The sequence below is a fragment of the Paenibacillus sp. FSL F4-0100 genome, assembly GCF_037993005.1.
GTDB lineage: Bacteria > Bacillota > Bacilli > Paenibacillales > Paenibacillaceae > Paenibacillus_AQ.
In genome coordinates this window covers 5,902,589-5,927,353 of record NZ_CP150303.1, presented here as the reverse complement: position 1 = coordinate 5,927,353, position 24,765 = coordinate 5,902,589, and the positions used below count along the sequence as shown (strand labels likewise).

The following is a 24,765-nucleotide window of genomic DNA, read 5'->3' as shown; positions in this document are numbered from 1 at the left end:
GTTAGTCCTTTTATCAGTGTAATTATTTCTGGCTTTCAAGGTACTTGGCGAGTTGATCAAAAGTACCACCAAATCCTTGTTGCACCGTTGGCACCATTCCATCCACATCCGTTCCCCAGTTTGTAAGGATATGCATATCAACGTCCATAATCGTCATAATAAGGAAAAACATGCGGGAATGAAGGGAGCAAAGGATAGTGAAGGAGCGATCTGCCAATTACGAGCAAAAGGAACACATAAAACCAGAATCCAAGTGGGATGAGCTCAAGCTGAATATTATGCTCGGTAACAGTGTGCTGTTTATCGAAGGACGCAGTACCGCTTATGTGTTGGATACAAAAGGATTGCCGAAGCGTGCGATTGAAGATCCGCAGCAGGAACCCTCACTTAAAGGTGCACATCAAGGATTCATTGAAATCGGCTCTCAAAATATTGCCATGATCCGTCGTTATATCCCGGATAAAGAGTTAAAGCTAAGGCGCTAACGGTGTGCCGTTTTAATGTATTTCAGCTAATCCTGGTAGGTCGGCGATGCTACCAGCAACTTTCGTCTCGATGTTATCATCAGTCAGATCTGACCTCTGTCCCGATATAAGATTTGAGGCTTTCTTTCAGCGTTGTTACCGGACGGCCCAATAAATTCTCCAGGTCGCCAGAAGTTGAAGCCGTATCGATTTTTCTTAAAAAGCTAAATATCCAATGTTGGACCTCGTAGGTGGGACATAGGGATATCGGTTTGCACGTTAGCTCTGAAAGAGTGGAGACCAAATCGTTGAAACTCCAAGCGGCTGGCGCAACAAGCTCATAAGTCTTATTCCAATGGTCCTCACCGGATATTACCCCCGCTATGGCGGCCGCCAGATCGTAGCGCGTAACAGCGTTGAATTTCCACGATCCTGGAGGTATGCGAAGAATCCCTGTTGACATGACTGTATTCAAATCCAGCGCTTCAATAAAGTCCATGTACAAACCACTGCGAAGAAAAGTATAAGGAATTCCGGTTGTTCGAATAGCATGCTCGGTAGCCAAATGCAAATGGGTCATTGAAATGTCGCTATGTTCAGGAAAGGCGAAACCGGTGTATAAAAAATGGCCAACGTTCGCTTTTTTTGCAGCTTCAACCACATGGGCATGCTGCCGCAAACGAACGGTATCATCGGGATGGGGGCTAGAAATGAACAACAGCCGCGAGGCGCCGGCGAATGCCTCCTCCAAGGAGGCAGGTTCGTCGTAATCGCAGAAACGGACAGCAATTCCCAGCTCCTCCAATGATTTTCCGGACTCCATATGGCGAACGCAAGCAACGATTTGATCGGGCTGAACACGGTGAAGAAGCCCTTTGATAATGAAACGGCCGAGCCGGCCATTGGCTCCTGTAATTACGGTAGACATCGAATGTCATCCTTTCCATATTGGGTTAACTGCTTAACTAAGTGGGCGTAAAAGACCGCTACGCTTCTTTTAATTTTTGGAGAAGGTCTAGGAGCTGCTTTAATTCATGATCATTCAGCACGTTCATTTTATCGGAAATCCGCTGCCTGTTCGCGGGCAGGTTTTGGATCAATAGACGCTGACCTTCACTTGTAATGGTGATGACCAACTTTCGACCGTCCTGGGGATGGTTATCCCGACGAATGAAGCCTTCATTTTCCAAGGGGGTAAGCAGCAGACTGATATTGGGTTTGGTTACACCGATTTTTTGTGCCAGCTTGGAGGGAAGCATGGTCCCTCCTTCTTTCATAAGTTCAACTAAAATCCGTATTCTGGCTCCGTTCAGCCCTTGCGCTTTCCAGTAGCTTTCGGATACGTCGACCAGCATTGCCGTTGTTTCCACCAGTGTGAAGAAAGCAAGGGTAGGCAGCGGCAAATCCAGCACGTATTGTTGCAGGTCATTCAAAGTGATCACGCCTTCCATATAGTTAAGTGCTTAACTATATTCAATGTAATTCTAACTGGGGCAATTGTCAATCGACGAATTTCCCTAATCCGTTCGTTCCAGCTCTTAAAAGAAAAAGGGGAAATCCGCTTTGGAGGGATTTGCGGCCTGCCTCTGCAATTGTTGGAGAAACTGTTCCCCCAACTAGAAGTAGACGCCATCATATCTTACTGCCATTATTCTTTGAACGATCAGACGCTTATCGGTTTGTTGCCGCTGCTTGACGAAGAGGGGATGAGGCTCATGAACGCATCTCCCTTATCCGTTGGTCTTCTCGGTCCCAGAGGAGCTCCTCCTGGCATCCGGCTTTAACGGAAATCAAGGAAGCCTGCAGACGTGCGGCCGAGTATTGCGCTAAAGCTGGGATGGATATTGCGAAACTAGCCGTGCAATAATGAACAGATACCGACGACGCTGGTCAGTACGGCTAATCCCGACAATATAAAACGTATGTGCTTCGATAACCGTTGCCCCAATATTGCCGAAATCCTTATTTAATATCACAGCATTTATAAATCAAGTCCGCGCCCAAACGGGTAAGCATATTTCAGCTGAAGCAGCAGCCTATTTGATTCGGGATGCATCGGCACTCCAGTAACAATAAATGAAGTTGAGTATGCCATAAGATGGCCCTGTCGGAGACAAGAACATACACCCATACAAAGTCGCGTAACCCGCGGCTTTTTTATTTTTAATCGAAGTAGACAAGAATGACTGCCCAGATGGATGAATTGACACAAGAGAGAATAGTGTATATATTATATATATACACTATACACTTAATTAACAGCAGTGAGGTGAACGGCATAAAAATCATATTATCCAACGCATCGAGTGATCCGATTTACATACAGATTATGGACCAGATTAGACAAAGTATTCTGAGCGGAGAATTGAGCGCAGGTGACAGTCTCCCTTCTATAAGGCAGCTTGCTAAGGATTTGCAGGTTAGTGTTATTACGACTAAGCGTGCCTATGAAGAATTGGAGAACGAAAAACTAATCGATTCGGTCGTAGGTAAGGGGTGTTTCGTATCAGGGGCGAATAAAGATTTCATCAGGGAGCAGCGCATGAAGCGATTAGAAGAGAAAATGATGAATATCATTCGAGAAAGCAAGGAATTAAACATGAGCCAACAAGATGTAATCGATCATCTGACTTTACTGTTCGAGGAGGAACAAACGCCATGAATGCAATCGAATTACGAAATTTAACAAAAACATACCCTCTTTTTAAAGTCGATCATGTTTCACTGGATGTGAAACAAGGCTACATTACCGGACTCATTGGTCCGAATGGTGTTGGTAAAAGCACCTTAATCAAGATGATGCTTGGCATGATCCGTCCCGATTCCGGCAGTGTAAAAATACTCGGCCTTGATATGCCTAAACATGAAGTCGAAATTAAAGAGCGCATCGGCATCGTCTCGGATGATTGCTTCTATTATGAGCATCTTACGATTCGTGATACGAAGAGAATGATCGCACCTTTTTACAGCCATTGGAATGAAAAGAAGTTTAACCGCCACCTCGAACAATTCGAATTGTCTCCTAAGAAGAAGGTTGAAGATTTATCTAAGGGAATGAAGATCAAGCTCTCCCTTGCCATTGCCTTATCCCATGAGGCTGAGCTCCTGGTTATGGATGAGCCGACTTCCGGACTCGATCCTGTGTTCAGAAGGGAAATGCTCGATCTACTGGCGGATATGATGCAGGACGAAAAAAATACGATTATCTTCTCGACACATATTACAGCGGATTTGGATCGCATTGCTGACTATATTACTTTCGTCAATGACGGAAAACTCGTATTCAATGAAGCAAAAGATGATGTGCTTGAGAGATACGCGATCGTGAAGGGCGACTTACAACTGATTGATTCGGATATTCGAAAGGAATTTATCGGGATCCGTGAGACGGCGCTTGGTTTTGAGGGCTTAGTAGATAATAGACGCAAGGCCGCGAAGCTGTTCGGCAATAATGCTATTTTAGAAAAACCATCCTTAGAAGACATCATGTATTTCACGGCCAAGGGAGGACGAGTTCATGCTTAATTTGCTTCGTAAAGACTTTATCGCTTTAAAAAGCTCACTTTGGACGATTCTTCTTTATCTCGCTGTATTCAGTTTCGCTTTTATACCCAAAAGTGAAATGTCCATTTATTTTGTAGGAATCTATACGGCTTTCGGCTCCATCATTCTAGCTACGATGATCGATATCAAAAACCATAATCATAAATTTCTGGTCACGCTGCCGATTAGTCGCAAACATATTGTGCAAGCCAAATACATAACAGCCATCATCTATACATTGTTTGGAGTCATTGCTTCTTACGGGATTCACCGACTCATTAAGCTTTCATTCCCACAGCTTGAAAAGCCAGACTATACGCTATTGCCCATATTGGTTTCAGTAGGAATGCTGCTTGTTCTCATTTCTATCTATATGCCTCTTTTTTACGCACTTAGTAAAAAAGGGGCCGGAATTATCAATGCAGTATTCATGGTCTCCCTAATTATCCTGGCACAACCTGCAGCGGTGCTAATGAATATGGTGAGTGAGAAAGGTCTCATTAATGATCAAACATTACTTCTTATCCTAATCGGTATCGTAGTTGTATTCATCGCTTCCTATTTCTTAACGATAAGCCTCTTTACTAGAAAAGACTTATAGAATCTCCGCGGATTCATAATGATTTTTGCCGTTACTGGCGAGCCCAAATGATGTAATCATACACGCTCAAGGGAATTGTTAACTTCAGACGCAGTATGTTATATTTTGGGTAATTCAATATTTTGTTAATATTTCATCGAAGGACAGAATCTATTTCCCTGATATGTAAGACGGAGGTGACTGAATGGATTTGAACGATGACCCAAAAGAATCAGCTCTTGCTCCCGAAGAAGATCAAAGTGAAGAAAAGGAACGACCCTACATGTCGACCAGCAGCGGGCTTCTGGAATCGGCCGTCGACAAATTTGCCAGAGAAGGCGGCTTTGACGATTCACCGTTAAAGGGAAAGCCGATTAAGATCGAAGACGGGGATGTTCTAACCGGGATCATGAAGAACGCGAATTACCAGCCAGCATGGGTGGAGCTGAGAAAAGAAATCGCCGCCGACATCAAGCGGCTCTTGGACCGCCCGGAGTCGACTGCGATTCCGGAGACAGCGTTCGAGGCCATCAATCAAAAGATTATAAAGTACAACCGAATGGTTCCGAATCCACAGCTGCAAAAAGGACTCCTATCCGAAGTTAATTTGCACGCAGCCTACGATAAATGGGAATAGCTACTTACTTCAAAAATGTGCTTTTTCCCCGTCACCGTATAGGGGACCAAGTGAAAAAAACAGCGAAAAAGACCTTGAAGCTATCCGCTTCAGGGTCTCTTTTGAATAGGATCATGTCTCAATGTGGAGGCCAAGGTCGACCCGATCGCGGGAAGCAAAAGCTGTCAATACTCACTTCATCTCACCCCGCCAAGCATCCAGCTGCTTCTGCACTTCATGTCGTACGTCGTCCATGCCGGCTTGCTTCAGCTCCTCATTAAACTTGGGGAGGATTGTATCCACATCGACGGAGCCTGTCATGAGGCTCGGATAATATTTATGCCAGACCATCTCGATGTTATCGGTTTGGGCGGTCAGCTGGGATAGATCGGGTGTAAAGCCGAGCACGTTGGACTTGACGACGCCTGCGTTGTATTTGCGAAATTGATCCCATTTGTCGAGGGGGTCCGGGTTATCGCCGCCCATGGTTTTCAGGATAAACCAATTCCCCTGCGTGTACTGTACTCCTGAATAGCGGCTTGCAGGCGCATCCGGAATCGGGTTGCCATCGCTGTCCTTGTCCGTAGTTAGAACGACTTGCCCTTGTTTATCCAGTGTATAGTGCACGCCTTCAATCCCATAGTTAAATAAGTTTCGTATTTCCGGGTCCGTATTGAGCAAATTCAGGAATTTAATGCATTCCACCGGATGCTTCGTATTGGCGTTCACGGTCATGATGCCGCCCCGGACGGATTCCGTTGTGACGGTGCTTGGGGTTACGGGATTCGCTACAATCTTGTAGCCGCGATCCTTACTCCAAGTCGTCTCCGAGAGCGGACCGCCGCCTGAAGACTTCCAGAACACTTTGGCCCCTCGTTTAAGTCCTCCAGGCTCTCGCAGTGCGGCATCCTCATTAATGAAGCCTTCCTTGTAATAACTCCGCAACGTATCCAGCACCTGCCGCGCTTCCTTGGTTTCGAAGATATTCACCACCTGAGCGCTCGGGTCCAGTGATTTGATCATCAAGGGCAATTTATGGTTCATAATATATTCGTATCCATGGAGAGCGAAGAAATTGTGGGAATCCCGATCCAATTCCATGGGGATGTATGTCGGCTCTTCCCGATGAATCATCCGAAGCAGCGGTTCAAGCGATTCCAGCGCATTGTACTTGGTAATATCGATATTATATTTACTCACGATGGAAGCGGGATACATCCACTGATCAAGCACGGCTAACTCTTTATTGGTCGGCACACCGTAAATGCTGCCATCGTTCATACGTACCCCTTGCCAAAAGGTGGGGTCAATGGCATCGTACATTTCCTTGCCAAGGCCGGCAAGATAGTCATCCAGCTTCAGCCAGGCGCCGCGCATAGCGGTGGTTGCATAATCGGGTGCAAAAGCAATATCAAATGGACTTCCGGCGGATATCAGCGTGTTCAGCCGATCTTCATACTCCTGCCAGCTTACCTTGACATAGGTGATCGTCACACCGATTTTACGAACCATGATTTCATTGATTTTATCATTGACGAGCTGCAGATCCTTGTCAGGCTCTCCGATCGTATAATAGATCAGGTTTACCGTGTCCCCATCATATGTTTCGTTGTTGTATCCAGGCTGCCGGAAGCAGCCGGTTGTATAGGATGTGAGCAGCAATATGAGACTGATGATCATGAAGATGCGTTTGGGGCTTCTTGGGTGCTTAAACATCATCGGTATCCTCCTTTTTCGCCGCGTTTGTTGTTACCCTTTTCCCCGCAGTTCAGAAGGAGATTTTTCGAAAAAGCTGTGAAAGTGCGTATAGAAGTAGTTGAGATTGTTGTAGCCGACGGAAAATGCGATGTAGGAAATCTTCTCATCTGTCGATTGAATTCGTTCTTGTGCAAGAAGCATTCGGTAAGCCATGAGATATTCGGAAAACTTCATCGCGGTTTCTTTAAGAAATAATTGTCCAAGGTAGGTGCTGTTCATCTGAAAACGCTCCGCTACGGACTTCAAGGTTATATTCTGAGCATACTCTGTCCTGATCATCAGCAGAATACGGTTGACCAGCTTGGATAAGCTGTCATAGCTTACACCTAATACCGGGTCCGTGTTCAGGCTTTCGCCATTCCTGTTACCTATCGAACCGCCCAGATCCTCAACGATGATCTTCTCAATCACTTGCTGCAGCTTGGTGCGTTCTATAGGCTTGAGCAGATAGTCTTTGACGCCACAGCGAATGGCTTCCTGGGCATATGTAAATTCACTATAGCCGCTCATAATGATATATTTCGTAGGAATTTGAAATTCGTTCAATCTGCGGATCGCTTCATATCCAAGCTCCTTGCCAATGCAAACATCGAATATGGCGACATCCGGCAGCAGGTCGACCATTTTGGACATGGCCTCCTCCGTGGATTCGCAGGTTTCGATCCGACCAAAACCGTATTGTTTCCAATCCAGGATTCGCTTCATTCCCTCCAAAATCTGAGGTTCGTCATCCACAATCATCAGTTTGTACATGTTCAATCACCTCTTTTGAAATCCGCACGGAAATGTTGACTCCAGATTCCTCATTATTCGCAATCTCGATCGAAAAGCCGTCCCCGTAGAAAAAGTGAAGGCGCGTATATACGTTGCGCAGCCCGATACTATTGGAAGATGGTTCATCATGATTAGACATTGTGCTTCGAACGGTATGTAAACGCTCCGGAGGAATACCGCGTCCGTTGTCCACGAATTCCAGTACATAACAGTCTTCGGCTTCAAAGCCATTAACGACATACAAATTAAACTCATGATTCGCGTTAAAGCCATGGATGAAAAAGTTCTCAGCCAAAGGCTGCATCCAGAATTTCACGGTAGGGATGAGGAGCAGTGCCGGCTCTACATTGACTTGATAATAAAAGCGCTCGGGATACTTAAACTCCATAATCTCCAAGTACTTCTGCAGCAATTCCAGCTCGCTTGCAATCGAAATGATATTTTCCTTTTTGACGATTTCGCGATAGAGCGTCCCCAGCGTTGCAATGGCGTCAGCGGTGTCCCTGTCCTGATTGACAAGAGCAGTGGAGCGGATAACCTCTAACGTGTTGTATAAAAAATGAGGGTTGATTTGGTGTTGAAGCGCTTTCATTTCAGTTTCCTGCTGTTTGATCTTTAACAGATATTCATTCCGGATATGCTTATCCAGCTGCTGAATCATATCGTCCAATTCCCGGGCGATCATGCCGTATTCATTCCGACGGTAACGGGCAGGGCGGTTAGGCGTGAAATTGGCCATTTTCACACGTCCAATCGATTGAATGATGCGGCGCAGGAAAAGGGCATCATCCCGCATATTGTATGCAATGAGTAGAAGCACACTAATCATGGCCGTCAATACGATCAGAAAGATGGTGATCAGCATCCCGGCATGCTGACGGATGAGCATGGATAAATCGATGATGCTCACGAATTTGAAATTAAACTTGGTGGATGGAAAGGAGACAAAAAAGATATGTTTCAAAACACCCCTAGAAATAATACCGTGACTGCGTCCATTCGCCGCTGCTAGTCGGGATAGTTCTTCTAGGTCCCGGTCCGGTCCGCTACCGATCAGATATATTTCACCGGAAGGGCTGACTGCAGCCGCATTACCCAATCGGAAGCTTTGAACGGATTTAAAGATTTGCTCACTGCTGACCAAGAAGCGCAGCTCACCGAATTCCTGGGGACCTGACGTGGGATCCGACAGTTTCTTGCGATATACGAATCCCTTCATCAGGGTGTCGCGAAAAGCTTCATCCGTATTCGGAAGCCCGAAGATAAAGCTTGCAATTCCGTTATCATTAAAACGGACGACATTGCCATACTTGTCGGTATGCGTGCTTATCTGCGTGATTTCACCTTGCGCCCAGCTGTACAGATAGGTCTTAACATCTTCCGGAAAAGAAACCAGCGGCTGTGAGAATTGGCTGTTCTGCAGCCTGCTGGTTAAGTATCCCTCAGCACTGCTGCTTAAAAAGCTGCGAGCATCATCCATCAGACCTGTATTGGAGTAAATACGCTGCATGTAAGCCTCAATGCGGTCAGCATCATATTGCAGCTCATTCTCTACACGCGAGAAGGCATTAGCCGCCTCGATCCGGGAGTTGCCAACCCATTGATTCAGCAGCATGGCACAGGTCAGCGTACCAAGCGTGATTCCGATGGCGACGACGAAGATGACATAGGCAATAAACTTGTGACGATAAATTTTGATTTGCAAAAAAGAGCCCATATGACACCTCGATTGCAGCAGGTCGTTGAAACAAGTTGCTATATCTCAATTTAACACGATTAACGCCTAGCTTCATAGATCGTAAGGAAAAAGCACCCCTTAAGAGAGCCTCATTAAGGGATGCGCTTGAAATGTAATCTTACTTGAAGTAATTGTTGATTTGCTCTTGGGCAGCTTGCATAATCGTGTCCATGCCGGCTGATTTTAATTCAGCCGTAATCTTCGGCACCATTTTCTCCGGATCGGATGCGCCCGTGATCAGCTCATATTTGTATTTATCCCATACCGCTTGGCAATTCGCCACTTCGGTCTGAAGATCGGTGATGTCCAGCGCAAAGCCTAGGATCGTAGAGGAGGTCGCTGCATCGTTCAGCTTTTTAACCTGTTCCCATTGATCTTCGGGAGCGCCTTTGGTCACCGCCAAATTAAAGAATGTGCCTTGTGTGTAGGCAGCCAGCGGCCAAGTATCGGATGTACGCTCAATCACCTTTTCGCCATCGACATTGTTGTAGTCTACGCCTATCTCGCCGAATGCCAGCATATTGCGAAGTTTGGGATCCGTGTTCACTAATTCAAGATATTTCAAAGCTTCCTTCTGATATTTCGAATTTGCCGAAATCGCATTGAGCGAGCCTTGGATTGTACTGGTGGTATAGATAGGACCATAATGCTGAACCATATTATACTTTTCAACGGCGTCATTGATTTGCCAGCTGACCTCGGCTCCCGGGAATGCCTGGGCTGCAAAGAACGGTCTGCCTTTGTCGTTCTCCGTTTTCGTCGGAGCATCCGGGTTGATGATACCATCCTGATACCACTGGTGCAGGAGCTTCAGATTAGCCATGACATCCGGCTGCTCGAGAACAGAGACCACCGTGCGTGCTGCATCGTCCGCTTTCACGCCGATAGGAGGAAAGCCTAGCGTTAAATCGTCATATTCGTTAAAGAAACCGTTCAAGCCTTCGCCTTGCGTCATTGGCAGCGGATAGAAGCTTTTGCCTTCGCCAGCCTTCATGTCATGGAGAGGTTTATCCAGATCCTGCAGCGTTTTGATATTATTCATGTCGATGCCGTACTTTTGCACATACTTATCATCGAATACCCAGTACTGCGTTAGCGCTGAATCTTTGTACGTCGGAACGGAATAATATTTGCCGCCGATTTTTGTGCCTTCCCATACTTTTTCGGGAATCAGTTTGTACAAGTCGGGCGTTTCGCTCTGAACCAGATCCGTAATATCGGCAAATGCGCCCATAGCTACTTGCTTGCTGTATTTACCGCTGTTCGTGAACATGATGTCGAAGGGTTCGCCGGTATTCACGATGGTGTTCATTTTGGTATCCCATTCTCCCCAGCTGGCTACCTTGATGTCAACCTTCACGCCAATCTTCTCGGCCGTATAGGCATTCATGGCATCAACCGCTTTGCTGAAATTGTTCGGCACTTGGCCCCCGATGGTCCACCAGGTCAATGTCGGAATATCCTTGCTTGTTTCGGTGTTGTCCTTCGGTGTGTCTGTTGTCGCTTTAGATCCATCCGTCGCAGCTGGAGACTTCGAGCCGCCGCAGGCTGCTAAAACGGTCAATATGAGTGCCAGTACGCACAGTGTAGAGATGAACTTAAAAGCTCTCTTCATTCCAAATTCCCCCTCATTGAAGTTAAATCGCTTAAGAGTTGTACAGTGTGATCTATCATAAACCAAGGTTTTTTCTTGGCTTATTTCGTCTTTAGCCTTTCACGGCGCCGACCGTCAATCCGGAAATAAAATACTTCTGGAAGAAAGGGTAGGCGAATGCTACAGGCAGAACAATGAGAATGGCGACAGCCATGCGGGCTGATTCCTTCGGCATCGTGGCAACGAGCATGGCGTAGCTGACGCCCATACTTGCTGCATTTTTCGCGAGTGCGTCTACATTACTCATTAAGCTGTTGAGCAGTGCTTGCAGGGAATACAGGTTCTGGTTGTCGATATACAGCATCGATTGGAACCAGTCATTCCAGTAAGCAAAGCAGAGAAACAGTCCGATGGTTGCGATGACCGGCAGCGAGATCGGCAGGATGATAGAGAAGAAGATTCGCAGCTGGCTGGCACCATCGATTTCAGCAGATTCGATCAGCCCATCGGGAATCGTGCTCTTGAAGAAGGTTTTACATATAATCACGTTGAACGATGAAACAGCCAGCGGTAGAATAAGTGCCCAGATGCTATCCTTAAGTCCTAATAAATTGGTATTAATGAAGTAGCTGGACACCAAGCCGCCGTTGAATACCATGGGGATGAATACCACCCAGGTCAGAAAGCCCCTGAGCTTGTAGTTTGGGCGAGACAGCACATAACCCATGGAGGCGGTAAGCAATACGCCGAGCACGGTACCGGCCACGGTAACGAGGGCGGATACCCCGAGCGCTCGCAGAATCATCGTTCCCTGCTTAACGATATAGACGTATGCCTCAGCCGACAGAGCGACCGGGAGCAGGTGATAACCGGTCTCACGGATGGACTCCTCACTGGAGAAGGAAATCGACAGAACAACAACTACGGGTATGACGCAGAGCAGAGCCAAGATGATAAATATCAAGTTGAAGAACAGATTGACGGCTTTGTTTGTGCGGTTAAACTTCTCAAGGCCTGTCTCGTAAGTGGTTTTCGGTGTCATCGTCTTGCCTCCTTACATCATCGCGCTGTCCGGATCGATTCTGCGAACAATCCAGTTAGCAATTAGAATCGTTGCGCATCCCAGAACAGACTGTACGAATGCGGCTGCGGATGCCATCCCTACGGTGGCGGTTTTCAGCTGCTTATACACCATGACATCGATGGTGGTTGCCACGTTGAACAGCGAATTGGAATCTCGCGTGACCTGATAGAACAAGCCGAAATCAGTGTAAAATATCCGCCCGACGGCCAGTATGAACATCATGACGATCACCAGCTTGAGCATGGGCAGTGTAATAAATCTCGTCTGCTGCCAAATCGATGCGCCATCAATAACAGCTGCTTCATAATAGGTGCTGTCAATGCTCGTGATGGTTGCCAGATAAATGACCATACCATAGCCCAGGCCCTTCCAGACATTTAAGAGAATCAAGAACAATGGCCAATATTTCGGCTCCATATACCAGTTAATCGGATCGCTGCCCATATTGACGAGCATTTGATTGACAATCCCTTTATCGAAGCTTAAGAATGCCCAGCCTACCGCAGATACGACTACCCAGGATAGGAAATAGGGGAGGAACATCATTGTCTGATAGACCTTGCTCGCTTTGCGGCTGTGGAGGAGTCCGATCATAATCGCGAATAGAACGGGCAGAACGATTCCTAGCACGATAAACACAATGTTGTAGCCAATGGTGTTGCGAATAATGATCCAAGCGTCATTCGATTTGAATAAAAATTCGAAGTTTTTGAGGCCGACCCATGGACTGTTAAACACATTGCTCAAGAAGCCGCCGCTAATCTTGAAATTTTTGAAGGCGATAATGATCCCGAACATCGGTAAGAAACTAAACAGGAGGTACCAAATCGTGGTCGGCAGCGCCAAGAGGGTAAGTTCTGTATCCTGCTTGTGCCAGCGTATTCGTAAGCGCTTTCGTTTATCTTTTGATTCGGCTTTCGAGCTCATGTTTCCTCACTCCTTACGGTGTAATCTCGCTTGTCGGTGCACTTGTTAGTTTCATTGTATAAGAGGAGGATTCGCTGCTTCCAGATAACAAACTTGATACTATAGTCAACAAACGTTAGATTCGAAAGAATTGATTGTTCTATTGGTCGGCTAATAAACAAGACAAGTGTTGGGATTAGATGGCTCTGTTTGACCTATGACAATATTCCAAATTTTAAATTTTTTATTGATGGAAATTGAGATATTTGATATGATGTACTCACAAAAGCTACTCACGATAACGGCAAACTTGTCGAAAGGCAAGGACGCAAAGCTACAGGGTCTTCTTGACGAAACGTCAATGACAGCCAGCTACCGAATGAAAACGCTTTTTTTGTTTTTTGGACAAACGTGGAACTCTAATATGATAATGGCAAACTTGTCGAAAGACTAGGACGCAAAGCTACAGGGCCTTCTTGACGAAATGTCAAATGGCAGCCTGGCCACCGAAGGGGAGTTACACATGCGCAACGCAGTGTTCGCGATAATTGGACTTTTTGCGTTTCTGATATGGGCTCCGGTTGTACAAGCTGCACCATCTGAAGATTGGCTGGGCTTGGAAGAACTGGACCGTGGGGCAATCGTCATTCAATATGACGTGAAAGCAGGCACCAAGACGAAGCTCATGATCGGAAAAGGTCAGGACCAATATACATATGGGCTTTCGCCGGCCAAGCAGCAGGAAGTTTTTCCACTGCAGATGGGCAACGGAGATTACACGATTTCCGTGCTGGAACAAGTCAGCGGTAGCAAATACAAGATCGTTCAGGAAGCGGCAGTTAAGCTGCAACTGACGAACGGTAGCAAAGTGTTTTTGAACTCTGTACAAAATATCGATTGGAGCGAAGAGGGCAAGGCTGCTCAGCTTGCGAAAAAGCTAACCCGTTCTGCCCACTCCGACGAGGAAAAAGTACAGGCTGTCTACGAATATATCGTCGGGACGGTCCGGTACGACAATGCTCTAGCATCCAGCAAGCTGACGGATTACCTTCCCGATAGCAACCGCACGATCGCTGGACAGAAAGGGATGTGCTATGATTACGCCTCCCTATTCGCTTCCATGCTCCGCAGCCTCGATATTCCGGCAAAGCTTGCCATGGGAACCTCGGAATACGTTGATGTGTATCACGCCTGGAATGAAGTATATTTGAATGGGCAGTGGGTAACCATTGACACAACCGTCGATGCAAGCTGGAAAAGCAAAGGGACCGGATACAAAATGATTAAAGATGCCTCCAGCTATTCAGCATCCAAATACTACTAAATTAATGCGTAATAAACTAAGCTTTGGACGAATAAGTCCAAGGCTTATTTCGGTTGTATAGAAATTGTAGAGTTTTGGCCGATATAATGCAGAAAGCCCGCTGGGTTCTGAAGGAAAATACAGACACCAATGAATCGTGCGCCCATAACAGGTCTTGGAGATGATGGCTCATGAAGTCCATTATTGGCATGCATTTTGGTAGAAGCATGGGACGAAATGAACGCACGGAAAGTTAGATCGGAACCGAATATTACGAGGGTAATGATAAGATTGAGGGAGAGATTATGAAGAAAAAAGTAAGTGGAATTGTTGTGGCGCTGCTGCTTCTGTTTCAAACACTACTCGGCACATTCGCTTGGACAGCGAATGCTGCTGGTAGCGAGCAGCCATCAGCCGTTACTGTGCAGGAATCAGAGATTGGCGTGCAGGAATTAGAAGTTAGGGAGCCAAAGACAGTCACGGATGACGTATATAACACACCAGCACCAGCAGTCGACATGGAAGGAATACTAACCAAAGTCGTATTAACCGATGTGAACGGTACCGTGGTTGATGCGGTGTATAATCCGGACAGCAGCCTGGACATCGGTGCAGCCGTTAATCTCAGCTACGAATGGGAGCTTCCGAACGGACACGGCTACAAGAATGGGGATACATTCACTTTCGAGCTGCCGACGCAGTTTGAGATTTTTACGGACATTGACGCACCGCTCCTTGCCGGTCAAGGCGAAGTTGGCCGATTTACCGTTGATCGGAATGGGAAAATTGTGATGACCTTCAACGATTACGTGGAGAATCATTCCAACATCAGCGGCAAGCTGGAAATTCGTACCGAGTTTAAGAAGGAAGTTCTTAAAGGAAGCACGGAAATCATTATTGCTATTCCGATCAAGGGCGGGGTTCAGACCATCATCGTGAACCTAAAGCCGCAAGGCGGAAAGCTGATCGAGAAGCAAGGGAAAGCGATTGGCAAAGACCAGATCGATTGGACGGTCCAGATCAACAAATCATTGGATAAAATCAAGCACGCGGTTCTCATAGATGAAATGCCTGAAGGCTTGGAACTCATCGCGGATTCCGTAGAGGTTTACAACCTGCAGGTTAACGGTGACGGCTCAGCGGTTCTTGGTGATAAGCTGGACGCTGGGAAGTACGCCCTCCAAACGGGCGGCGGCAACCTGGAGCTTGCATTCCAGGATGAGACTATCAGCAAAGCCTACGAAATTCGCTTCTCGACGAAGCTTATCGGTCAACAGTCCCGGTTTGAGAACACCGCTGTCCTGTCGGGCGAAGGGATGGAAAATGCCCAATCGACGGCTACCGTAACGGTAGATCGCGGCCAATTTCTGGATAAGTCGTATCGCCAGAATAAGGATACCGGAATCATCACTTGGACGGTGAAATACAATTTCAACGAGAAAAAGATTCCGAGCGCTCAAGCCATCATTACGGATGAATTTAGTGAGAACCACACCTGGATTGCCGATTCGTTGAAGGTGTATAACGGAAATTCGACGAATGCCAAAGACTTGGCTTCCGAAGAGGATTACACCGCTGTAGCGAAAGGTAAGAACGGATTCGAGCTTCAATTCAATAAGGATATCGATTCGCCGTATACGATCGTTTACCAGACGAAGCCGGTCGATCGCTTGAGCTCCGAAGGGCAGGGTGTCAAGAACAAAGTCGTATCGGGTGAAGCGTCCAAGGAAGTAACGGCCCCGGGCTATGGAAGCCCTGCGCTGGTGAAGGGAACCTCGAGCATCGATTTCGCCAATAAAACGGCAAAGTGGAAGATTACGGTCAACGGTGATAAAAAACCGGACGGCACCAAATATAGCATGGAGAAGGTAGTCATCACGGATACGTTCCCGCAAGGCGGACTCGAATTCGTTCCGGATTCAGTGATCGTAAAAGCGGACGGGAAAGTCGTTCCAGAGAGCGAGTACGCGGTGAAGTACGATAATGTACGCGAAGGCTTTGTAATCGAATTCTCTAAGATGGACACCACCTATACGATTGAATATGAAACGAAGTTTAACATCAGCTGGCTGAAGGATCGCAAACGGGACTTTTTGAACAGAGCTTCGATGACATGGATCGAGGAAGGCAAGACCAAAGGACCGATTGAGCGGGATGCGAGCTTCTCCGCTGACGATTATACGAAAAATAACGGCGGTAAAGACGGCAGCTACAATCCTGTCAGCAAAGAAATTACGTGGAACATCAAGCTGAATTATAATCTCGATTTGCTTAAAGAAGCGATCGTCACCGATGTTCTGAAGCACGAGCAGAAGCTTGTGCCCAATTCGGTCAAGGTATACGAGATGAAGCTGACCGGGGGACGTAATGGTGTTCAGAAGGGCTCGCTAGTTCCAACTGAACAATATGTAGTGACGGAACCATCAGAAGCTAACGGAAACCAGCTGTCCGTTCGGTTTACCAGCCCGATCTCATCGGCATACTGGATTGAATTCAAAACATCGCTGGAAGGCACATTGATTGTCAATAAAATCGATAATACAGCGGAACTGCTGGATGGCAGCGCTAAAAAAGCGACATGGAACGCCAGCGTAACGATTCCGCACGGCGGCGAATATGTGAAGAAAAACGGCGCCCAAAACGGAAACAAAATCGACTGGGTGATTCGAATCAATGAAGGTCAGTCGCATATTTCCAACGCCAAGATAATCGACTATCCAAGTGCGAACCAAATCTTGATCGAGGATTCCTTCCATTTGTACGTAACCAAGATCAATGCAAATGGAAAAGCGGAAAAGGCTCAGGAGCTGACTAAAGGGAAGGATTACACCTTAACCATCCATAGGCTTGACGGTGACAAAGAGACATTCGAGTTAACATTCACGGGTGACATCTCGACGGCCTATATTTTGGAATATCAGTCGTTCATTATTGCTGAAGATAAAGAGGCTGTACAGAATAAGGTGGCTCTCGAAGGAGATCAGCTGAAGACAGAGACTCGGGAAACGACGGAAGAGGTTATTGTCCGTACTTCCTCGGGTTCAGGTTCGGGAGGCGGCGTAACGGGCAGCCTGGAAGTAACGAAGGTGGATCAGGACGATCAGACGAAACCGCTGGCGGGAGCCAAGTTTGCGCTCTATGATAAGGCAGGCAAACGGACGCCGATCGTAAAAACCACGGATGATGAAGGCAAGATCCTGTTTACGAAGCTGCTGTACGACGAGTATGTTTTGGAGGAGCTGGCCGCTCCAGAAGGATATAAGATCGAGCAAGCGAAGTGGGACGTAACGATTGATTCCAGCATCAAGAATCAAGATAATGTTAAGAAAATGATCGTTACGAACCGCAAGGAAGAGCCGGTAGTACCTGGCGAGCCTACAGATCCAACAGATCCAACAGATCCAACAGATCCGACAGATCCTGAAAACCCAACGGATCCTGGTAATCCGACGGACCCGGGGAATCCGGGGAACCCAACGGATCCTGGAAATCCGACAGACCCAGGTAACCCGGGGAATCCAACGAATCCCGGCAATCCGACAGACCCAGGCAACCCGGGGAACCCTACCAATCCGGGTAATCCGACCGGTGAGGTAGAGGTGCCGGATGAGGATGTTCCAAGAGGTGAACCAACAACGCCTGAGACGCCTCAAACACCTGAGACACCTCCGGCAGAGCCGGAAACACCTGCCGTCGATATTGACGAAGAGGATATTCCGCGAGGGGGCGTCGATCCTGAGCCTCAAAAGCCGGAAGCACCAACTCCATCTGAGAAGACTTCAACACCGCAAACGACGGTTCCGATGCTTCCCAAAACCGGTGAGGCGAGCCCTTATCCATTCTATTTGGCTGGTCTCGGGCTGATCGCTTTCGGTGTATGGCTAGGTCGCAAACGGATAAAAATGAAACCATAATTCGTCAGATTTCGGCTCTCCTTGTCCTGTAACCAGGGCAGGGGGAGCCGTTTTCCATGAGGGGGATCAACCGCCAGGATGTATGCATTTATAATGTGCAGTAGCATAAATACCTCTGATCGAGATCAGAGGTATTTATGATGCGTTATCTCACTGGGGGTTTAGTTTTATCATGATCCTGCTGAAATGATCTCGTCAATTTTAATCCAACGCGATTCCTCTTCGGCCATGGATAGTTTGATCTCCCGTCTAAACGTGTGGATCAGCACGACAATTCCTGTCAATTCCGTGTTCTCGTATTCATCGAACAGCCTTACGGAAATCATGCGGTGTTCATGAAATGACTCGGCGAGCGCGCTCTCGATTAATTCCATTTCTTGGGGATCCAGCGTCGGCCGGTCTTTTCTGCCTTCTTCCAGTTGCCTGCGAATGATGGTTTCTTTGTGTTCCGGCAGCATCATCCGACTGGATTCCCACAGCCCGTTTCCCTCAAGCTTTTTTCGTGTTGTCATTTATAGTGTCCTCCTATCTTGGCTGATCGATCCAGCGCTTGGCCTGCGTCTGTTTTGGATACGGCTCTAATCACAATCGAATTCCCGTATTTATTTTTTAGGGCATCGGTCACCCGTTCAAGTGCCATCGACCGCTCCCGTCCTGTATCAAACAATGACATTTGGTATTCCGTATCCGGGGAAAACTGCGACAAGCTAATACCGACCCGCCGAATCGGCAGGCCGTCCCAATACGTTTCAAGCAGCCGGCATGCCCAGCGGTAAACCTGATTCGTAATATTCGACGGATCCTCCATCTTCATCTGTCGGCTAAATCCCGTAGGGCGGTCAAAATCTGCACCCATACAACCGACCGACACAACATGCCCCATAAAACCAAGACCGCGGCATCGCTGGCAAACCAACTCCGTCAGCTCAAGCAGCACGACCTTGATTTCTTCCAGCTTGGTATAGTCCCGAGGGAGGGTCATCATGTGTCCAACCGATTTAGGGTCAACCTGGTGAGTGCCTGGCCTTACCGGGCTATCATCGATTCCGTTGGCAATTCGCCAGTACATCTCGGCTGAAATATCGGAATTTTTACCGAATTTACGGCGCATCATCTGCTTCAATTTAGCAAGAGGCGTCTGAGCCACGCTGCCGATCGTGGGCAGCCCCATGACGTTAAAGTGGCGGGTCATCTTGCTGCCGGCCATAAACATACAGCTAACGGGCAGTTTCCAAAGGGTATCCGCAAGCGAGTCCTTGGACAATGTGTAGATGCCGGACGGATTTTTCTTGGCATAGTTGTCACAGGCTGTTTTAGCCAGGATTTTGGTTTCACCGATGCCGAAGCGAGCGTTAACACCCGTAGCATCCAGGACATGACGCTGAATGGTTGTGGCTAACTCATCGGGTGTACCGAACAGGTGCAGCGAACCGGTAACGTCCAAAAATTGCTCATCGATACTGTAAGGCTCAACCAAATCGGTATAACTCTTGTATATCTCCGTGATTTGCATCGAAACGTCAATATACTTCTGCATCCTAGGTTTAATGACGACAAGATCCGGGCACTTTGACAGTGCTTCCCCTAATCTCTCTGCCGTCGTTATTCCTTTTTTTTTAGCAAGCGGACAAGCAGCCAGCACGATACCTGAACGTCTTTCCGGATCCCCTGCAACTACCAAAGGGCGGCCTGTATACTCGGGATGGTCAGCTTTCTCAACAGATGCATAAAAGGACTGGCAATCTCCTAACATGATGACTCGGTTAGATGATTTCACAACAGACTCCCCTTATCTGCAATTTGTAGCCCCAGGTAGGTGTACGATCTTTGCTCGATCTCCGCCTCAATTAGCCCCCATAGTATGGACAGCTTGTGATGATACCCTCTACAGACGAATTCAACCTCAATGCCCAGCTTTGTTTTTCGATCCTCGTAAACCTTAATGGCATATTCACGCATTTTTTTACGAGCTTGAGCTAAATCGGATAATGCGGCTGCCTGCAAATGGTCGATGATCGCATTCGTTAGCTCGGGGGTCTTTAAATCTGCTCTGCATAGGATCGAACGATCATGCTCTAACACATCAAGTAAAAGGGGTAATAAAATATAATCCTTCACCAGTTGGGTTTCATCTGGCTTCAACCCAATACTCAACATCATTAACCACCTCATTGACGGGAACGTTTGTTTGTATTATATGCGAACATTCGTTCTTTTATCAATGTAAATTATACCCTTATGGTGACGAATCCATAATCAGTGATTAAAGCCCCCCACCTGGAACCTTTCAATCAACGGATGGTTTTTGTTCCGATTCACTTTCATTACAAAATCGGAAGGGATCTCTTGGATGCAAAACGAAATATCCTCCTGTAAAAATTCCGGTTTTTCATTATCGTAAAATTTCTCGGCCGCTTCTGACTTTCGAATCCGTTCAATGGTTTCCTCGGCAGATATACGGTTAGTGTCTTGGAGAATCTCCGATATATATTGTGCGCAGGCCAGATCATCATCCCCTGACGGATGCGAAGCAATTAAATTAATCATCATGTTGTCTTCTTTTAATAAGTTTCTCTTTATAAACTCTGCTGTTGTTCTTGCATTGGTGAACCCGGTAACGAATAGGTGCTCGGTACTCAATGCGTTTAGGGTTGCTGTAACCCCATTGGTTGTCTTCTGGATCAGAAATTTCTCCCGAAGATCCAAGTTGTGTAAACGTACAGGCGAATTGTCCAGTTCAAACCCCGGAATCGGCAGCCCCTGTATCTCTCCCGCTAATAAAAAGTCAGGATCGATTTTTTTTAGACGCAAGGCGTCGTCTAGAGTTCCTGCCAGAATGATACCTTGAACCCCATTGATAAAGGCATAGTGCGCTACGGTAAAAGCCCTTATAACATCAATTACAACATTGATGTGTGATGCTTCCAATGTATGATGATGTCCTTGGATAATCTGTATCGGCATGCAGCAAACCCCTTTCACCCGGCATACTTGGGCTATTTTAGTAACAGTATATTTGCCCAAATCCAAGGAGTGCTCAAATCCTCCAAGGATTCCGCAGCAATAAAGGAATATTAAATTCGGATGTGGTGATAATTAGGAAGCATGTACTAATAAATGGCCTACTATAAACGAACTTCAAGTCTGAGGAGCGATACCATGGAAAAGACCAAAAAGCGAAAACTGAATATTAGCTTTAATAGCGATATCGACCTGCAGACCGACTCCGCGGAGACAAAAGACAGCGAATCTTCCGGAAAATCAAAGTCTTCTAACAGCTCAAAGGGTCAATTGTGGGAATTTATCGCACTAGCGACGATCCCGATCGTACTCGTTTTCGGCAATTCCATGCTAGTCCCGGGGCTTCCTGAAATGCAAAGGGAGCTTGGTATCAGTAAATTTCAAAGCAGCTTGATCATCACAATTTTCTCCTTGGCAGCAGGCTTGTTTATTCCGATTATTGGTTATTTGTCCGATCGATATGGACGAAAAATTATTATTATACCCGCCTTGATCATATATGGAGCTGCCGGTATTCTGGCAGGATTCGGCGCCATTTGGAACTCATTTGCGGTGATTATCACTGCGAGGGCGATTCAGGGGCTAGCGGCCGCCGGAACAGCACCGATTGCCATGGCGCTCGTTGGCGATTTATACGATGGCGGGACCGAAAGCAAGGCACTGGGCTTAATCGAAGCCTCCAATGGCGCAGGGAAGGTACTCAGCCCGATCATCGGTTCCCTGCTTATGCTAATCGTGTGGTATGCTTCCTTTTTCGCATTTCCCGTGTTCTGTGCGTTATCGTTGTTGGCCGTCATTTTTATGATCAAAGAATCGAAACAATCTTCAAAGCAAGAACTAGGGAAATACCTTGGGAAAATCAAAGGCATCTTCAAAGAAAAAGGCCGCTGGCTCATCACTGCTTTTTTTGCCGGATCACTGGGGTTGTTCATTTTGTTTGGCGTACTATTCTATTTATCCAACATTCTTGAAGACAAGCCGTACCACATCGACGGGGTCAAGAAGGGCTTGATATTGGCCATTCCATTACTCGGGATGGTGATCACCTCCTATACAACTGGAAGCTTGATCAAGAAAAAGGGCCTGCTGATCCGTTGGCTGATGAATATCGGGCTGCTTGCCATGACCCTTTCTCTGGCGGCTACGCTTTTCTTTTTTAACAACATTTATGTGTTTATCGGGTTGCTAACAGTCAGCTGCATTGGAACCGGAATGCTTCTTCCTTGCTTAAATACAATGATCACCGGCGCTGTTGAGAAAAGTGAGCGGGGAATGATTACGTCCCTTTACAATAGCTTGCGATTTTTGGGGGTTGCAGCAGGGCCTCCCTTATTCGGGTGGATGATGGACAAATCGGATCATGTCGTTTTTATAACCGTGTCTTCACTATCTTTGGTTGCTTTAGGATTCGTGTTCTTTTTGATTAAGCCGCCTCGGCGGATCGGATGACCAGACAAATCGCTTATTGTAAAAGATGGGCACCTGTCAATGGGCATGAGCATATTATGCCAATGTCATTGGATTAAACGACTACATCAAAAAGAATTGAGGAGATCCTAAAATGAACAGTTCCCTGCGAACAGTTTGGCCCATGGAGATATGTGATCCGAGCGGGCTGCGCGAAAATCCCGAGCACGGCAAAAAAGACCACGACACCTACGGGGTCATGGAACGCGGGATGACGATGGTTATTGATAAAGGCTTGGGTAGAAACATGTTTTCAGATGTGATCGAGACAGCCTCGGATTACATCGATTGCGTCAAATTCGGTTTTGGGACGGCTCCGCTGTATAAAACGGAAATGCTGCTATATAAGATCAATCTAGCCAAACAACATGGAATCACGGTCATGCCCGGCGGAACCTTGCTTGAGACAGCCGTGCAGCAAGATGTCGTCCCCGCATTTTTTAATACCGTTTGCCGTCTTGGATTTAACGCTATAGAAGTATCTGACGGCACGATTGAGATGTCGCGAAAAAAACGAACGGAGCTCATCCGGGAAGGTAAACAACGCGGACTTCGGGTTTTTACGGAGTATGGTAAAAAGCAATCCGGTTCCCGCATCGAAGCCGAAATGCTCGCGTATACGATGGAAGCGGATTTAGACGTAGGTGCCGAGTATATCATCGTTGAAGCGCGCGAGTCAGGACTAGGTATCGGTATTTTCGATAAGCATGGCGAGTGCCAGGAAGAAATGATAAATACTATCATCGACTACGTGTCGGATGCAAGAAAGCTGATTTGGGAGGCACCTCTTAAGGAGCAGCAAGCGATGCTTCTCCGCAAATTGGGATCTAATGTGCATTTGGGGAATATCCAACCCACCGAAGTGCTTTCCCTTGAAACGATGCGCCGGGGACTTCGTCAAGATACGTTTGAACTCGGGGTGAGAGAGAAACATACGGATGGATTTTGTTACGTGATTTAAACATAGACCAAACCACAAGAGAATGATAATTACTAGAAGTGCGTGTTCAAAAAGGTCGATTTTCAGCACCGAGAAGGTTGGATGAAGCTAGGGACGTCAGGAGCGGAGCGTACGTTTTGGGTACGTGAGCACCGGAAGGCCCGGCTGAATTCAAGATTCGATGCCGAATTGCTTCCTGATTCGCTTCGTGATCAAAAGCGGACTTTTTGAACAACCTCTAGAGGGCTGTCTATGGATATCTCCAGAGTCAGCCTATACATATTTTCGTTGAAGAGACCGATCCCGGTAATCCCCTTCAGGGAACAAGCATACACTAAACAAGCAGGACTGGCTTGTTACTCTAATCTATGAAGGATGATTCCGTGTGAATTTACAGATCATGCCCGGGCGAAAAAGCCCCTTTTTCTTTCGTCGTATTTCCAAGAAACTCTTCTTCATTACCGCCGGCTCCATCATTCAAGGTTTTGCCATGGCAATGTTCTTGTTTCCTCACGCCATTCCTTCGGGGGGAGGAGCAGGGATCGCGGTTCTTCTGAACCATGTGTTTGAGCTCCCAATGAGTCTCGGACTGTGGTTAGCCAATTTTATTTTCCTCGCCTTTACAGTCCCTTATCTTGACGGTGTCAGTGCCTTCGGGACCATATTTGTTATAACGGTGACGTCCGTTTCCGTTAATTTCTTCGAGGTGTTCTTAGAACCCCCGTTTGGCAACGTATGGATCGATCTTCTATTTGGCTCGGTTATTCTCGGAACAGGTGTCGCCATCCTCATAAAGCAGAGGGTATCGAACGGGGGAATCGGTTATGTTGCCTTAGCCATTTATAAGTATAAAAGAATCAACCCCGGTACCTCATTGTTCTGGATGAATGGAATCATATTCGCCTTCACTGCCTATGTGATCGATTGGAAAATTATTATCCTTGCAGTTGTATGCCAGTGGATATCGACCCGGATCATTAACTGGATTCATCAGTTTCCTCCTCCTAAGTCGATCTATGAACCCGCTTGGCGCAAAAAGTGATTCTGTGTACGGACATAAGAG

General features: G+C 46.9%; 22 protein-coding genes, 1 pseudogene and 2 riboswitches. Of the genes and pseudogenes, 11 read left to right on the top strand and 12 right to left on the bottom strand.

The window, feature by feature from the left end; translation table 11 throughout:
- The first annotated feature begins 197 nt into the window (after positions 1 to 197).
- A complete protein-coding gene (locus MHH48_RS26785; RefSeq protein WP_256720688.1) occupies positions 198 to 485 on the top strand; it encodes a spore germination protein in 288 nt (95 codons plus the stop codon).
- A gap of 79 nt (positions 486 to 564) precedes the next feature.
- Here the strand turns inward: MHH48_RS26785 and MHH48_RS26780 are convergent, their stop codons facing one another.
- A complete protein-coding gene (locus tag MHH48_RS26780) occupies positions 565 to 1,392 on the bottom strand; it encodes an NmrA family NAD(P)-binding protein (protein WP_076324267.1) in 828 nt (275 codons plus the stop codon).
- A gap of 58 nt (positions 1,393 to 1,450) precedes the next feature.
- Positions 1,451 to 1,915: a MarR family transcriptional regulator gene (locus tag MHH48_RS26775; RefSeq protein WP_076324266.1), complete on the bottom strand. Its 465-nt coding sequence runs from the start codon at positions 1,913 to 1,915 to the stop codon at positions 1,451 to 1,453.
- A gap of 81 nt (positions 1,916 to 1,996) precedes the next feature.
- Here MHH48_RS26775 and MHH48_RS26770 point away from each other — a divergent pair.
- The 5 genes and pseudogenes from MHH48_RS26770 to MHH48_RS26750 form a co-directional block, all read left to right on the top strand.
- Positions 1,997 to 2,386 (top strand): annotated as a pseudogene (locus MHH48_RS26770) (aldo/keto reductase); the annotation flags it as partial.
- Positions 2,387 to 2,742: 356 nt separating this feature from the next.
- Entirely contained in the window at positions 2,743 to 3,126 is a 384-nt protein-coding gene (locus MHH48_RS26765; protein ID WP_076324490.1) for a GntR family transcriptional regulator, read from the top strand.
- Positions 3,123 to 3,989, top strand: a complete 867-nt coding sequence (locus MHH48_RS26760) for an ABC transporter ATP-binding protein (protein ID WP_076324265.1) — start codon at positions 3,123 to 3,125, stop codon at positions 3,987 to 3,989. The genes MHH48_RS26765 and MHH48_RS26760 overlap by 4 nt, the downstream gene beginning before the upstream one ends.
- Entirely contained in the window at positions 3,982 to 4,608 is a 627-nt protein-coding gene (locus tag MHH48_RS26755) for an ABC-2 transporter permease (protein ID WP_076324264.1), read from the top strand. The genes MHH48_RS26760 and MHH48_RS26755 overlap by 8 nt, the downstream gene beginning before the upstream one ends.
- Positions 4,609 to 4,792: 184 nt before the next feature.
- On the top strand, positions 4,793 to 5,224 hold the full coding sequence (locus MHH48_RS26750) for a DnaJ family domain-containing protein (RefSeq protein ID WP_076324263.1): 432 nt from the start codon (positions 4,793 to 4,795) through the stop codon (positions 5,222 to 5,224).
- A 171-nt stretch (positions 5,225 to 5,395) separates the two neighbouring features.
- Here MHH48_RS26750 and MHH48_RS26745 read toward each other — a convergent pair whose 3' ends face one another.
- The 6 genes from MHH48_RS26745 to MHH48_RS26720 form a co-directional block, all read right to left on the bottom strand.
- The gene (locus tag MHH48_RS26745; protein WP_256720687.1) at positions 5,396 to 6,922 is read right to left on the bottom strand and encodes an ABC transporter substrate-binding protein; all 1,527 of its coding nucleotides are present in this window, start codon (positions 6,920 to 6,922) and stop codon (positions 5,396 to 5,398) included.
- Between the two features lie 30 nt (positions 6,923 to 6,952).
- Positions 6,953 to 7,714, bottom strand: coding sequence for a response regulator (locus MHH48_RS26740; protein WP_076324262.1), 762 nt, complete (start codon positions 7,712 to 7,714; stop codon positions 6,953 to 6,955).
- Entirely contained in the window at positions 7,689 to 9,452 is a 1,764-nt protein-coding gene (locus tag MHH48_RS26735) for a histidine kinase (RefSeq protein WP_076324261.1), read from the bottom strand. Before MHH48_RS26735 ends, MHH48_RS26740 begins: the two co-directional genes overlap by 26 nt.
- Before the next feature lie 139 nt (positions 9,453 to 9,591).
- The gene (locus tag MHH48_RS26730) at positions 9,592 to 11,088 is read right to left on the bottom strand and encodes an ABC transporter substrate-binding protein (protein ID WP_076324260.1); all 1,497 of its coding nucleotides are present in this window, start codon (positions 11,086 to 11,088) and stop codon (positions 9,592 to 9,594) included.
- 91 nt (positions 11,089 to 11,179) lie between these two features.
- Positions 11,180 to 12,109, bottom strand: a complete 930-nt coding sequence (locus tag MHH48_RS26725) for a carbohydrate ABC transporter permease (RefSeq protein ID WP_076324259.1) — start codon at positions 12,107 to 12,109, stop codon at positions 11,180 to 11,182.
- A gap of 12 nt (positions 12,110 to 12,121) precedes the next feature.
- Entirely contained in the window at positions 12,122 to 13,078 is a 957-nt protein-coding gene (locus MHH48_RS26720) for an ABC transporter permease subunit (RefSeq protein ID WP_076324258.1), read from the bottom strand.
- Between the two features lie 272 nt (positions 13,079 to 13,350).
- Positions 13,351 to 13,437: riboswitch (cyclic di-GMP riboswitch) on the top strand.
- A 42-nt stretch (positions 13,438 to 13,479) separates the two neighbouring features.
- Positions 13,480 to 13,568: riboswitch (cyclic di-GMP riboswitch) on the top strand.
- Between the two features lie 12 nt (positions 13,569 to 13,580).
- Between MHH48_RS26720 and MHH48_RS26715 the strand changes: the two genes are divergently transcribed.
- Complete coding sequence (locus MHH48_RS26715) at positions 13,581 to 14,381, top strand: transglutaminase-like domain-containing protein (protein ID WP_076324257.1); 801 nt, start codon at positions 13,581 to 13,583, stop codon at positions 14,379 to 14,381.
- A 284-nt stretch (positions 14,382 to 14,665) separates the two neighbouring features.
- On the top strand, positions 14,666 to 18,274 hold the full coding sequence (locus MHH48_RS26710) for a collagen binding domain-containing protein (RefSeq protein WP_076324256.1): 3,609 nt from the start codon (positions 14,666 to 14,668) through the stop codon (positions 18,272 to 18,274).
- Between the two features lie 170 nt (positions 18,275 to 18,444).
- Here the strand turns inward: MHH48_RS26710 and MHH48_RS26705 are convergent, their stop codons facing one another.
- From MHH48_RS26705 to MHH48_RS26690, 4 genes are all read right to left on the bottom strand, one after another.
- Positions 18,445 to 18,786 carry a YolD-like family protein gene (locus MHH48_RS26705; protein ID WP_076324255.1) on the bottom strand — a complete coding sequence of 114 codons (342 nt, stop codon included), beginning with the start codon at positions 18,784 to 18,786 and terminating at the stop codon, positions 18,445 to 18,447.
- Positions 18,783 to 20,051 carry a DNA polymerase IV gene (locus MHH48_RS26700; protein WP_256720686.1) on the bottom strand — a complete coding sequence of 423 codons (1,269 nt, stop codon included), beginning with the start codon at positions 20,049 to 20,051 and terminating at the stop codon, positions 18,783 to 18,785. The genes MHH48_RS26705 and MHH48_RS26700 overlap by 4 nt, the downstream gene beginning before the upstream one ends.
- On the bottom strand, positions 20,048 to 20,434 hold the full coding sequence (locus MHH48_RS26695; protein ID WP_256720685.1) for a hypothetical protein: 387 nt from the start codon (positions 20,432 to 20,434) through the stop codon (positions 20,048 to 20,050). The genes MHH48_RS26700 and MHH48_RS26695 overlap by 4 nt, the downstream gene beginning before the upstream one ends.
- Positions 20,435 to 20,530: 96 nt before the next feature.
- Positions 20,531 to 21,238, bottom strand: coding sequence for a 2-phosphosulfolactate phosphatase (locus MHH48_RS26690; protein WP_076324253.1), 708 nt, complete (start codon positions 21,236 to 21,238; stop codon positions 20,531 to 20,533).
- A gap of 195 nt (positions 21,239 to 21,433) precedes the next feature.
- Between MHH48_RS26690 and MHH48_RS26685 the strand changes: the two genes are divergently transcribed.
- The 3 genes from MHH48_RS26685 to MHH48_RS26675 all read left to right on the top strand — a co-directional run bounded on the left by MHH48_RS26685 (position 21,434) and on the right by MHH48_RS26675 (position 24,744).
- Positions 21,434 to 22,744, top strand: a complete 1,311-nt coding sequence (locus MHH48_RS26685; protein ID WP_076324252.1) for an MFS transporter — start codon at positions 21,434 to 21,436, stop codon at positions 22,742 to 22,744.
- A gap of 112 nt (positions 22,745 to 22,856) precedes the next feature.
- Positions 22,857 to 23,723 carry a phosphosulfolactate synthase gene (locus MHH48_RS26680; RefSeq protein ID WP_076324251.1) on the top strand — a complete coding sequence of 289 codons (867 nt, stop codon included), beginning with the start codon at positions 22,857 to 22,859 and terminating at the stop codon, positions 23,721 to 23,723.
- A 379-nt stretch (positions 23,724 to 24,102) separates the two neighbouring features.
- Positions 24,103 to 24,744, top strand: a complete 642-nt coding sequence (locus tag MHH48_RS26675) for a YitT family protein (protein ID WP_083659763.1) — start codon at positions 24,103 to 24,105, stop codon at positions 24,742 to 24,744.
- Positions 24,745 to 24,765 lie beyond the last annotated feature (21 nt).